The organism is Mycobacterium sp., from assembly GCF_049280035.1.
Classification (GTDB): domain Bacteria; phylum Actinomycetota; class Actinomycetes; order Mycobacteriales; family Mycobacteriaceae; genus Mycobacterium.
On the sequence record NZ_JBAPPI010000288.1, the window covers coordinates 1 to 11,735 of the forward strand.

General features: G+C 65.0%; 9 protein-coding genes and 2 pseudogenes. 6 read left to right on the forward strand and 5 right to left on the reverse strand.

The window, feature by feature from the left end; genetic code table 11:
* Together WAN71_RS09570 and WAN71_RS09575 are read right to left on the reverse strand one after the other, a co-directional pair.
* Positions 1-478 (reverse strand): annotated as a pseudogene (locus WAN71_RS09570) (hypothetical protein); the annotation flags it as partial.
* A gap of 40 nt (positions 479-518) precedes the next feature.
* Positions 519-1,568 carry a hypothetical protein gene (locus tag WAN71_RS09575; protein ID WP_422225104.1) on the reverse strand — a complete coding sequence of 350 codons (1,050 nt, stop codon included), beginning with the start codon at positions 1,566-1,568 and terminating at the stop codon, positions 519-521.
* Between the two features lie 158 nt (positions 1,569-1,726).
* On the opposite strand from WAN71_RS09575, the pseudogene WAN71_RS09580 reads away from it, so the two are divergent.
* Positions 1,727-2,035, forward strand: a pseudogene (locus WAN71_RS09580) (DUF5931 domain-containing protein); the annotation flags it as partial.
* 206 nt (positions 2,036-2,241) lie between these two features.
* On the opposite strand, the gene WAN71_RS09585 reads toward WAN71_RS09580, so the two are convergent.
* Positions 2,242-2,883: a TetR/AcrR family transcriptional regulator gene (locus WAN71_RS09585; protein ID WP_422225105.1), complete on the reverse strand. Its 642-nt coding sequence runs from the start codon at positions 2,881-2,883 to the stop codon at positions 2,242-2,244.
* A 221-nt stretch (positions 2,884-3,104) separates the two neighbouring features.
* Between WAN71_RS09585 and WAN71_RS09590 the strand changes: the two genes are divergently transcribed.
* From WAN71_RS09590 to WAN71_RS09610, 5 genes are all read left to right on the forward strand, one after another.
* Positions 3,105-5,348 (forward strand): acyl-CoA dehydrogenase, encoded by a 2,244-nt coding sequence (locus tag WAN71_RS09590; RefSeq protein ID WP_422225106.1) that lies wholly within the window; start codon positions 3,105-3,107, stop codon positions 5,346-5,348.
* Positions 5,348-6,217: an SMP-30/gluconolactonase/LRE family protein gene (locus tag WAN71_RS09595; protein ID WP_422225107.1), complete on the forward strand. Its 870-nt coding sequence runs from the start codon at positions 5,348-5,350 to the stop codon at positions 6,215-6,217. The genes WAN71_RS09590 and WAN71_RS09595 overlap by 1 nt, the downstream gene beginning before the upstream one ends.
* Before the next feature lie 32 nt (positions 6,218-6,249).
* Positions 6,250-7,905, forward strand: coding sequence for an acyl-CoA synthetase (locus tag WAN71_RS09600; protein ID WP_422225108.1), 1,656 nt, complete (start codon positions 6,250-6,252; stop codon positions 7,903-7,905).
* A gap of 43 nt (positions 7,906-7,948) precedes the next feature.
* Positions 7,949-8,494, forward strand: coding sequence for a hypothetical protein (locus WAN71_RS09605; RefSeq protein WP_422225109.1), 546 nt, complete (start codon positions 7,949-7,951; stop codon positions 8,492-8,494).
* 130 nt (positions 8,495-8,624) lie between these two features.
* Positions 8,625-8,762 (forward strand): hypothetical protein, encoded by a 138-nt coding sequence (locus WAN71_RS09610; protein ID WP_422225112.1) that lies wholly within the window; start codon positions 8,625-8,627, stop codon positions 8,760-8,762.
* Positions 8,763-9,659: 897 nt separating this feature from the next.
* Here WAN71_RS09610 and WAN71_RS09615 read toward each other — a convergent pair.
* Together WAN71_RS09615 and WAN71_RS09620 are read right to left on the reverse strand one after the other, a co-directional pair.
* Entirely contained in the window at positions 9,660-10,907 is a 1,248-nt protein-coding gene (locus WAN71_RS09615) for an FAD-dependent oxidoreductase (RefSeq protein ID WP_422225110.1), read from the reverse strand.
* A 144-nt stretch (positions 10,908-11,051) separates the two neighbouring features.
* Positions 11,052-11,726: a TetR/AcrR family transcriptional regulator gene (locus tag WAN71_RS09620; RefSeq protein WP_422225111.1), complete on the reverse strand. Its 675-nt coding sequence runs from the start codon at positions 11,724-11,726 to the stop codon at positions 11,052-11,054.
* Positions 11,727-11,735 lie beyond the last annotated feature (9 nt).

Genomic DNA, 11,735 nt, shown 5'->3' on the forward strand with positions numbered 1-11,735 from the left:
GCCAGATCACGAAGCGCGCGTTGGGGTCCGGCTCATCTTCGGACATCAGGACCGCTCGTGCGATCTCGTCGGTCTGTCGGTCGACGTGGACGAGGGCGGCGTACCCGGGCCCGCCGAAGAGCTCGGCGATCTTGGGGACCTGCGCGCATTCGCGCGGTGTGTAGGCCGCCGCAGGAGCTGAAGCCCTGGTGGATGGCCGCGCTGGGGTGCTCTCGGGGTCCGTCCGATGCACCGAGCCCCTTAATGAGTAATTCCAGCCTGGGGGAAAATCGTGGACGCCGGGCAATAATTGCGCGAGATCCCAGTTCGGTAAGGACCGCAAGCTCACCGGTCGCGCGGGGAACCCGACAATGGTTGCGCCGCAAGCACTGAGCACAACTAGCGCCATGGCGCACACACTGCGCGGCCCGATGCCGTGTCTTCGATTGGTCGGCGGCTGCGCAGCCGACGGAGCCGGTTCCGGCTCAGGACCAGTCATTGTGAAATCCTAAAACCTGGCCGATTCGCGTCATACCCGGTTAGTGGTGGGGAAAGCAGACCGCGGCCACCGCGTCGTCTTCGTCGACGAGGGCCTGCATCGTTGTCCCAAAGGCCTTCTCCTGATCGTTGATGCTGTAGCCAGGTGGCGGCGCGACGAGGGCGTCGCGGGATTGCGCGATTTGTGCCACCGCCTGGGCGGATAAGTCGGCGATGCGGCGCAGACGCGGCGCGATACGAGGATCCGATACCTGGCCGGCGTAGTTCCGCAGTTGTTCAGACCAGGTCCGATAGGCCGCGAGGTCCGGCGCACCACGGGTCATGTTCTGCGGATCCCCCAGCTGTCTGCTGTCGTAAATCAGGTTCACCGCAGCATGCACGGTGCGACAATCCGGGCTCGTTCGATCCACGACATAAACCAGCGTCATGAACGCGATCACCGGGATCGCGACCGCAGCCACGAGCTGCCAGTACCGGCGCGCCGGCATTGCGATCGCAACCTCGTCGTCGCCAGGCGCCGCCAGCCCCGGATCGGCCGCGGTGCGCAGCGCCTCCAGGTTCTCGCGCATGCGCCGCCGCCGGCGCGCCCTGACCACCGACTGAATCACCGACTGCACGGCGACACCGATGAGCAGCCAGCCCAGGAGGGGAACAGATGCGAGGAACTCCACCACCGCAGTCGCGATAGCCACCGCCGGTATCCACCACCGCGCTGCACGCTGCGCGCGGGTCGTCCCCCGCTGATAGGCCTGCGCCAGGGCGCCGGTTCTGATCGCGGCAGCCAACACGTCCGGATCGGCGGGCACCTCACCGGTGCGCAACGCCTTGAGCGCCACCAGGCTACGCCGCCGGTCAAGTCGTTGTAGCGCATCCAGGTAGCGGCGGCGGATCGGGCGCTGAAGATACGTGGTGGTCCCGGATATGATCGCGCCCAACACAATAACGGCCAGCACTGCCCACAACCAGCCGATCCGGTACACGAACATCGGATACACCAAGACCACGACGGCGCCGACAAAGGCCCCGACCATCGCTGCGCGCACCAGCCAGCGCACCCACAGCGGCGACAGCCAGATCTGATCCGAGATCACGCGCGATCCTTGGCGCTCTGCGCGTGGATGCCGTCGATCACCGTGCCCGTTTTCGTGAAGACCAGTGCCGGTTCACCGGTGAGACGCAATGCGCACTCGCCCTTTGCCACGAGCCAACCGTAGTGGCCGCGTTGTTTGGTGCCTATGCTGGGCCCGTGGTGGCGGTCCCCGGCGCTGATGCGGTCGCGCCGTTGTGGCGGGCGGCGCAGGTGTTTCGTGCGCTGAGTTGCCTGTATGCGCTGGGCTTTCAGGTCGCGGTCAACTCCGAGTTGCAGCGCCCCCGCGTGGCCTGGGTGTTGTGTGCCGTCCTGCTCGGTTTCAGCGCGGTCTACGCGATCGCGTATCTGCGGGTTTTCGGGCGCCGGCCCGGGTGGGTGATCACCGAAATCGTGGTCGTTGTTGCGCTGATGTGGTCCAACCGGATTGTCGCTTCCACGCAGTGGGCGTCGGACAACCAGACCTGGCCCATGGCGGGATCGCCTCCGATGCGGTCGATTTCGCAGTGTAACTTAGCGATCGCATTGCTGCTCAAGGCATTACGGCGGTGCGGGCGGGTCAGCTCCAGCTCGACGATGCCTGGTTCCAGCTCGGTGGCGCGGTGACTGTCCAACGTCAATCTCCTTCCAAGGTGCGGTGCGGGCGGGCGGCCTCGCTTCAGGTGTTGGTACTTCGCCTAGCTCTTGCGCGGGCTCGGCGTCATGTAGAAGGTGATCGCCTCCCGAAGGCCGGCGAGGGCATCGTCGATATCGAGGTGCGATCCGAAAGTGCGCTCGGCGTACAGGCCCCGAAGCGCTGCGGGCAGCAACGCACTGACTTGCCGGGCGTGACGCGGGTCGACGGTGATTCCGTCGAAGAATTTCCGAAACTGCGTGAGCCAATTGTCGTCCAGCGCATCGAGTGCCTCCGCGGTGCGGGGATAGCTCCGTTCGAGCTCGATGCGGTCTTTGGCCAGCGCGGTGCGCAGGTTGGTCACGACGGCGTTGTACGGCGAGTCGAACGCCTTCCACAGCAGATCGATGACTTCTGCGACCCGCGTTTCGACCGACCCGGCCGATGGGCGGCCCCAGACACGCGGGCCCGCGGTATCGAGGATGTGCAGAATCGTGGCGGCCCAGAATCCGTCGGCGTCTCCGAACTGGTACTGAACAGTGCCCCACGTGACGTCTGCCTCTTTGGCGATCAATTTAACGCTGACCACCTCGGGGCCACCGCTGGCCAGGAGGCGCAGCGCGACATCGAGGACATGCTTGCGTGACGCCTCGCCGCGCCGGTTGGGGCGTCGACCAGCCTTGAGCTTGCCTTCAGGTGCCGTCATCGGCTCATCGTAGGGGGGACTTGTATTTCTCATTAATGTCTTTATGATACTTGTACGGCCGATATTCGGCTACCAGCGATCAGCGTTGCACTGCAGCCAGACCCGCTGTGCCGGTCCGCACAAGTTCAGCGGCTGAATCGAGGAGACCTCAATGATTGGCACCGCTCGGCGGCGGGCGATCGATGGGTTGAACCGGTTCCCCACAACACCCAAGAGGCCCGATGCCTGTCGCACTCAACGATGACCAGGGCGCACTCGCCCAGACCGTCGCCGGCTTCGCCGAGCGCCATGGCGCACGCGAGTCCACTCGTAAGGACACGGCCAATCACAAGGCCGGCGAGCGTCCGGACCACTGGCTGGACCTGATCAGCCTGGGGTTGCACGCCGTGCACCTTCCTGAGGAAGTCGGTGGTCAGGGCGGCTCCATCGAGGACATCGCGGTGGTCATCGGTGAAGCCGGCCGCGCCCTGCTTCCCGGCTCGCTGTTGCCGACGGTGTGTGCCAGCGCGGTGGTATCCACCGCAAAGCTCGACGACGCCGCCACCGGCATCCTCAAGCGTTTCGCCGCCGGAACGACCGCCACTCTGCTCGGGCCCCAATCGTCTCTGACCATCAGCGAGCATGCCGGCCGGGCGCGGCTCGATGGTGAAAGCGCCGCGACGCTGGGCGCAGCGTCGGCCGAGCTGTTCGTTGTGGCCGCGCAGGCTGCTGGTGCCTCAGACGGCGCGCCGCTGTGGCTCGTGGTCGATCGGCAAAGTGCTGGCATCGACGTCGCTGTCGAGGATGGTGTCGATCTGGGACGCGACCTGGCGGTCGTTCGGTTCTGCGACGTCGATGTCACCGAGGCGGTGCGTCTGAGCGGCATCGACGCCGGCCAAGCCGGCGACTTCATCGTGGCGACGATGGCCGTGGAGGCCGCCGGCATCATCGCGTGGTGCTCGGACGCTGCGACCGAATTCGTCAAGTCGCGCAGTCAGTTCGGAAAACCGATCGGGGCGTTTCAAGCGGTGCAGCACCGCGCCGCGCAACTGCGCATCACGAGTGAGCTCGCGACGGCCTCGGCGTGGGACGGCGTGCGCGGGCTCACCGATACCGCCGGGCAACGCAGTCATGCCGTGGCGGGGGCGGCCATCATGGCCCTCGGTCGAGCCGTGCACGCAGCGGTGGAATGCCTTGCGCTACACGGCGCCATCGGCTTCACCTGGGAACACGATGTCCACCTGTACTGGCGGCGCGCCATCACGCTGGCGGGACTGGCGGGACCGGTGGACTCATGGGAGGCGCGACTCGGCGAGGTCGCAGTCGACGATCCGCGGGACTTCACCGTGACGCTGCCAGACGACGAAGAAGATTTCCGGCGTCAGGTTGCCGAGGTGCTGGATCAGGCTGCCGCACTGGCTAACCCGCACCAGTCACCAATGGGGACCAACGACGCGGTAGCCACCGGTCCACGCCGCACTCTGCTCGCCGAGCATGGACTGGTCGCCCCGTCCTGGTCGCGCCCGTGGGGGCTCGATGCGAACCCGCTGCAGCAGCTGATCGTGCAGGAGGAGTTCGACCGGCGCGGCCTCGATCAGCCGTCCATGGCCATCGGACAATGGGTCCTGCCCGTGGTGCTCAAGCACGGTACCCCCGAACAGATCGAGGCACTGGCCGCGGCTTCACTGCGCGGGGAGCTGATCTGGTGTCAGCTTTTCAGTGAACCCGATGCCGGTTCTGACGTGGCGTCACTGACCCTGCGCGCCACCAAAACCGACGGCGGATGGCTGCTGAGCGGTCAGAAGATCTGGACCACCCAAGCTCACCTCGCCGACTGGGGTTTGTGCCTGGCGCGCACCGGAGCCGAGGATTCCAAGCACCCTAAACATCATGGCTTGAGCATGTTCCTGATCGACATGACCAATCCGAAGCTGGACGTGCGACCCATCAAACAAGCCAACGGCGAGGCAGAGTTCAACGAAGTCTTCTTCAACGACGCGTTCGTCCCCGACGCGATGCTGCTCGGACAACCGGGCGAGGGCTGGGCGCTTACGATCGACACCCTCGCCCAGGAACGCCTGTTCATCGGCACCTACCGCGACACCGGGAACGAAGCCCGCATCCGCCGCATCATCAGCGACGGTCAATACGCCGGAACACGCGAGGACGCACTGCGCACATTGGGCCGCATCAGCGCACGCGGGGCGGCGATCGCGGCGATGAACCTGCGCGAGACGTTACGCCGACTGCAGGGTCACGGCCCCGGCCCGGCCACCAGCATCGGCAAGGCCGCGGCCTCGATGCTGCATGTCGACGCCGCCGCCGCGGCGTTGAACCTGATCGGCCCGCTCGGCGCCCTCAGCGAAAACAGTTGTGAACCAGTGTTTCACGAGCTCGACATCCCTACCTGGGTGATCGGCGGAGGCACGCTGGAGATTCAGTTGAACACCATCGCCACCTTCGTCCTCGGCCTGCCCCGACGCTGATGAACCAACACAACTCCACCATCGACGTCGTCGCCGACGGTCTGCACATGCCCGAATGCCCCCGCTGGCACGACGAACATCTGTGGTTCTCCGACATCCGCGGCGATGCCGTTCACCGCATCGACGAGGGCGACGTCTCGCTGGTCCACCGCTTCCCCGCCGGGGAGGAACCCGCGGGCCTTGGCTGGTTGCCCAACGGAGACCTGCTGGTCGCCGGAATGGCAAAACGCCTCGTCTACCGGATCTCCAACGGGCGCTCCACCGTACACGCCGACCTGAAACCACTTGCACCCCACCAGATCAACGACATGATCGTGACCTCTGATGGCACAGCATTCGTCACCCAGCTGGGCTTCGACCTCGACGCGCCACAGCCCGAGCCTCGGCCCACCGTCGTGATCCGCGTCAACCCCGACGGCACCGTGGACACAGCGGCCGATGACCTGATGGTGCCCAACGGCATCACCGTCGACGACACCGAAAGCACGATCGTGGTCGCTGAATCCGGTGCGGGCCGGCTCACCAGCTACACCCATCGCGACGGTGTGCTGTTCGATCGCACCAGCGAACCGTTGCCTGCCACCGAAACCGTCCGGTTCTGCGCTCCCGACGGGATATGCCTCGACGAACAGGGCGGCCGCTGGGTCGCCGACTCGATCAACAAACGAGTGTTTCGGGTTCACGACGGGGTCATTACCGACGAACACCACCTCGAACAGTTCGTGCTCGCGTGCGCCCTCGGCGATCACGACCGCCGCAGCCTCTACATCTGTGTCACCGACGCCTGGCACAAGTCCGACATCACTGAGCAGCCGACCGGGCGCATCCTACGGCTTCGAGTCGCGATACCAGGCGTCGGACGCCCGTAAAATCCTTGCCCCCAACCAAATCCAGGAACACGATGCACGGCCCTACCCTCTTCGATTTGTCCTCGGTCTTCTCAGCCGTGGCCGACGCTGTCCCCGATCAAGACATGATGGTGTGGCGGGAACGCCGCTTGACATATGGCGAGGTTGATGGCCGCATCGATGCCCTGGCCGAATACCTGCGCACGGTGGGACTCGGCTGTCATACCGAGCGAAAGCATCTGGCGCGGCACGAATCCGGGCAGGACCACCTGGGCATCTATCTGCGCAACGGCACCGAGTATCTCGAGGCGATGATCGCCGGCTGTCGCGCGCGCGTGGCGCCATTCAACGTCAGCTTCCGCTACGTCGAAGACGAACTCACCTTCCTGCTCGCCGACGCCAATGCCCGCGCGGTGGTCTATCACGCAGAGTTCGCACCGCGCATCGCTGCCATCCGGGCAGACTTACCTCGTCTGCAGGTACTCATCCAGATCGCTGACGACTCGGGCAACGACCTACTGCCTGGGGCCGTTGATTATGAAACCATCATCGCTGCAACACAACCCAGGGCGGGATCGTTCGAGCCGTCCGGCGACGACTTGTACATCCTCTATACCGGCGGCACCACGGGTATGCCCAAAGGAGTGCTGTGGCGGCAGCACGATATTTTCCTGGCCGCGTTGGGTGGACGGCCTTTCGGCAGCGACAGCCCCCTTGGCTCCTACGCCGAAATCGCCGAGCGCGCCCGCCAAGCGGCCGGGGTCGTGTCGCTGCTGATGGTGGCGCCGTTCATCCACGGCGCCGCGCAGTGGGGCGCGTTCAATGCCATCACCATGGGCGGCCGCATTGTGATTCCCGACGACGTTCACCGTCTCAACGCTCACGAGGTGTTGCAGTTGGCCGAACGCGAAAGAGTTCTCAGCATCCCGGTGGTGGGCGACGCTATTGCGCGGCCCCTCGTCGAAGCCCTGGAACAGCGTCGATACGACTTGACCGCCTTGGCCGCGATATCCAACGGCGGTGCACCGCTGTCACCGTCGATGCGGGATCGGATCATGGCCGCGTTGCCGCACGTGTCGATCATCGACGGGGTCGGTTCTTCAGAGTCGGGAATGCAGCTGAACACGGTCTCCAACAACGATTCCCAGCACGAGACAGCGACGTTCGGTCCCCAACGCGACACCGCCGTGCTTTCTCCCGAGCGAGACAGGATTTTGACCCCCGGCGAAGGAGACGGTTGGCTGGCTCGGCGCGACCTCATTCCGCTCGGCTACCTCGGCGATCCCGACAAGACCGCGCAGACCTTTCCCACCGTCGACGGAATCCGGTGGTCGGTGCCCGGTGACCGCGCGCGGATTCTGCCCGACGGCCGCATCGAACTTCTTGGTCGTGACTCGCTCACCATCAACTCCGGCGGCGAGAAGATATACGTGGAAGAGGTCGAGCGCGCCATTGCCGCCCACTCGGCGGTCACCGACGTCGTCGTGGTCGGCCGGCCCTCGCCGCGGTGGGGCAGCGAGGCGGTCGCCATCATCGCTCTCAACGCCGAAACGTCTGTCACCGACCGCGAACTCATCGATACCTGCCGAGGCAGCATCGCCGACTACAAGATCCCCAAGGCATTCATCCGCGCGCCAATGATCATCCGCTCCCCCGCCGGAAAAGCCGACTACCGATGGGCGGCCGCCCTCGCCGCATCGCACAGGTAAGGCCGCGAGATCAATGGGACATCAAGGCGGAAAGTGGCTATCCGTGATCAGCTCCACCCGCTACCAACTCTGCGTCGTAGCTCACGATGTCGGCGAGCTGGTCGACTTTGCCGGAGGCTGGATGTGTGACCGGGCCCTCGCCGGTTGGGACCTCAGTGTGGCTCTCCCTGAACCGTACGATCTGCGCCCACTGCAGATCATAGGAGTCACCACGCTCCTCAGCCATCAACGATTCGCAGCCATAAACGACGGCGACACAACCACTTCCATTGCCGTCACGCCCGGCATCGTCGAGAACAACGACCACATTCGCGGAGTGGTCCTTCGAGCCCTAGACCAACCTGCCATCGAGGTCACCTTCTGGGGCCCGTCAATTCCCAGCGACCTCCACGGTCAACTTGCCAGGCGGCAATATCGACTCAGTGGCGCCGCCCGCGCTTTCAAAGCACAGGCCCTTGCCGCAGCCGCAGTTCCCGCCGCTGCCATAAGTCCCACCGAGGATCTCTACAGCACCCCACCATGGTACGACGCGTCCGTCGACGGCGACGACTCCTGCCGTCTGGTAGCAGGGCAGCCGGAAAACCGCTGACGGGACACGCAATAGAGGCGTGACGTCGCCGCCTCGGTCGGCAAGACTGCGTCGCTCAAATCTGTAGCAGCGTCCTACCATCCAGCGTGCGAACGGGGCGACCGAGCCGCTCGAGCAGAGTCAAGGATTTATGCACCCCGCCGTTGAGACCGTCGCGGTGGCTCGTGCAGCCCTCAACGTCATCACGTCGGTGGTAGCCGCACCACCAGGCTTGCTTACCAGCGCCGACATACCGCTGCGAGGATTCGCCGGCCGCTTCAAGTTGTAGCGAAGGCGGGCGCAAGCGGTGGCGGAGTGCTCACGCGGCTCACTCACCGATAATGACCAATCACGTCAACCGCAACAAGTGAAACCGATTCGCGACATCGACGGTCTTGGTCGGACCATCACGTCAACGACACGCCGCGGCTCAGCGCCCGCTAACCAGGGTGCGAAGATCACCGACATTATCGAAAGCTGCGAGGGAGACAATAGATCTCGGCGAGCGAAGAGGAGAAGCCTGCTACTACAGCTGTCGAAATGCAGGGAAGATTGACAAGACACGCCTGCCTAGTTTGACAAGACTTCGGCGTGTCGCGAGAGCTCGCTAATCTTCGCTGCAAAAGCCCTGCTCAGGGCAATTCGCTGGAAGCGCGCGCATTTTGGGATGCATTCTTGCTGCCCCGACAGGCGCGCCTACGCCGATAGCGGCGGGCCGGTCGGTTCGGTCTGCTGCATCTGCAACGGCCGTTACACGGCATAGCCTTGCCTAAACTGAGCGGTGTTGCCTTGCGTAATCCCGGTCGGCCAGACCATTCCCATGGGCTCGATGGCTCCGCGATCTCATCCCTGGCGCGTCCAGAATTGTCGAGACCGACCGCGGCCGGCTCTACTTCGTAGACGAACGAGCCGACGAACTCGTCGATGCTATGCGCCAGCATTGGCAAAGCTGATCCACGCCAATCCGCCAAAGTACGCCCATGCTAACTCCAAGGGCTAGAAGGGATCACCAGACACAACCACACAGATAACCCTGTTCCCGATGATCGCCAGATGCAGTAACTACAATCAATGCGAGTCATATTGCACCACAACATAATTTGCTTAGAAGATGCGCACCGAATCCGCAAACCCACTAGCATGCTGTCGGCCCGCAGACTGACCGGTAGATGGTCTGCCCGGGGATTTAGCGTCGGGCGAAGACGGGCGCATGCTCGGGGCGCGGGCCGACAGCGATCAGGCGAGCAGGTATCCGCAGCATCCATTGCGGCGCACGCGACACCAGGCGCAGTAAGCCCCAGGGTGGACGCACCGCAATTCGGCCCGACAGCAGCGGGCCGACGCCGAGATGAATCGTTCGTTGCATTGTCTGGAGGATCACCGCAGGCCGCTCCCGGCGCTGCTGGACACGGGCCAGGTCGGCGGTGGTCAGCCGGTTTTCGGCCAACGGCGCTGCGAGCAGCCGCGCGGCGGCGACGGCGTCTTGGATGGCGAGGTTTATCCCGACCCCCCCGACCGGGGACATGGCGTGGGCGGCGTCGCCGAGGCACAACAGCCCGTCGGTGTACCAGCGCCGTAGCCGGTCGAGCCGGACGTCGAGCACGAACACGTCGTCCATGGACGTGATCGCCTCGACGCGGTCGGCCAGGTCCGGGCGCAACGCGGCGATTCGGGCGCGAAAGGCTTCGATGCCTTCAGCGCGGCGGCGTGCGTCTGATCCTTTGGGGATCGGATAGGCGAGTTGGTAGTAGTCCTCTCGGGTCAACGCCAGCAAGGCCTCGCCGCGGCCGAAAGCCGGCGCAATGCCCGCGATGTCACCGGCCTCGTCAGAATGTCGCGGCAGCCGGAACCACCACATGTCGAACGGCACCCAGTATTCCCGGGCGGGCAAGCCGCTGGCGCGGCGCAGCGCCGAGGCCCGGCCGTCGCAGGCCAGCGTCAGGTCGGCGTGGAGCTCGCCAGCGCCCTCGGGGCCGCGGTAGCGCACCCCGGTCACCCGGCCGTCGGCGACCACGAGGTCGATCGCCTCGGTGCGCATGCGCAGCGTGAATGCCGACTCCCGCTTGGCCGCCTGCGCGAGCAGGTTCAATAGATCCCACTGCGGCACCATGGCCACGTAGTTGTACGGCGCCGGCAAGGCCGCGAAGACACTGACAGGCACGCGCTGCGAATCCGTGCCGGGCAGCAGCAGACTCGTCATCCTGCTTTGCGGCAGTTCCCGAAACTCCGCGCCCAGGCCGAGCTCGTCCAACAGTGCCACCGTCGACGCATGCACCGTGTCCCCGCGGAAATCCCGCAGGAAATCGCCGTGCTTCTCCAGCACCGTCACCGCGATCCCTGCCCGCGCCAGTAGCAGCCCGGCCATCATCCCCGCCGGGCCGCCCCCGGCGATAACCACCGAAGTCGACTCGGCAGCGCCGTCCAATGACTCCACTGCACTAATAGGTAGCAACGCTATCCTTCATGCCGGGAGTGCGGTAGGGGCACCACGAAACGCCCGGTCGGTGGATGCCGACAAACGAACCGGGGGCGCTCGCGTACGCAGGAACTCGCACCTTCTCGGCTACACAGTCAACCACTAGCCGTTCCGCGGTCGGTTCCAGTCGGTAATCAAGGGGAGGATGAAGTCGAGTACGTAGGCACGCAGCCCGGCGGGCGTCGAACGGTCAATGGTGGTGTGGGGGGTCAGTGCGAAGGACAGCGTCAGTCGGGTCTGCAATTCGCCGGCGGTGAGTAGCTGGCGGCGTTGAGCTTTGGTGGGTGTGGTGTCCGGAAATAGTTCGGCGGCCAACAGCGCCGCTGATACTTCGCTCGCCCAGTCGATGATGGGGTCGGCGTCTACGGTGAGGCTGCGCAGGATGGTTTCGGGTTCGGTGGATCTCAGCTTGTTGAGTAAGGCGTTGCCGCGCACGAACTCCACGGTGAACACCACACCGTTGATCAGTCGCTCTTCAAAGGTGTCGCCGTGTGAGCGGGCCACGTCATTGCCGTCGAGATAGCGCTGCACCTCGCGTAGTACGACGGCGTCGACGACGGCGTCCTTGGTGGGAAAGCGGCGGTAGAGGGTGGCTTTTCCGACGCCGCACTGGCGGGCGATGTCTTCCATACTGGTGCGGCGAATGCCGACGAGTTCGAACTGCTCCTGGGCCGTCCGCAGAATGCGGCCAGTGATTTCGTCGGACGCGCTGAGCTGCGCGAGGACCGCCGAGTCGGGTGCGGTCACTCGGCGCACAAACTCCGCAGTGCGAGTCACGTTGTCGAG

Coding starts and splice junctions, on each gene's coding strand:
- WAN71_RS09585 (WP_422225105.1), bottom strand. CDS start 2,883: ATGACGGCACCTGAAGGCAAGCTCAAGGCTGGTCGACGCCCCAACCGG.
- WAN71_RS09590 (WP_422225106.1), top strand. CDS start 3,105: ATGCCTGTCGCACTCAACGATGACCAGGGCGCACTCGCCCAGACCGTC.
- WAN71_RS09595 (WP_422225107.1), top strand. CDS start 5,348: ATGAACCAACACAACTCCACCATCGACGTCGTCGCCGACGGTCTGCAC.
- WAN71_RS09600 (WP_422225108.1), top strand. CDS start 6,250: ATGCACGGCCCTACCCTCTTCGATTTGTCCTCGGTCTTCTCAGCCGTG.
- WAN71_RS09610 (WP_422225112.1), top strand. CDS start 8,625: ATGCACCCCGCCGTTGAGACCGTCGCGGTGGCTCGTGCAGCCCTCAAC.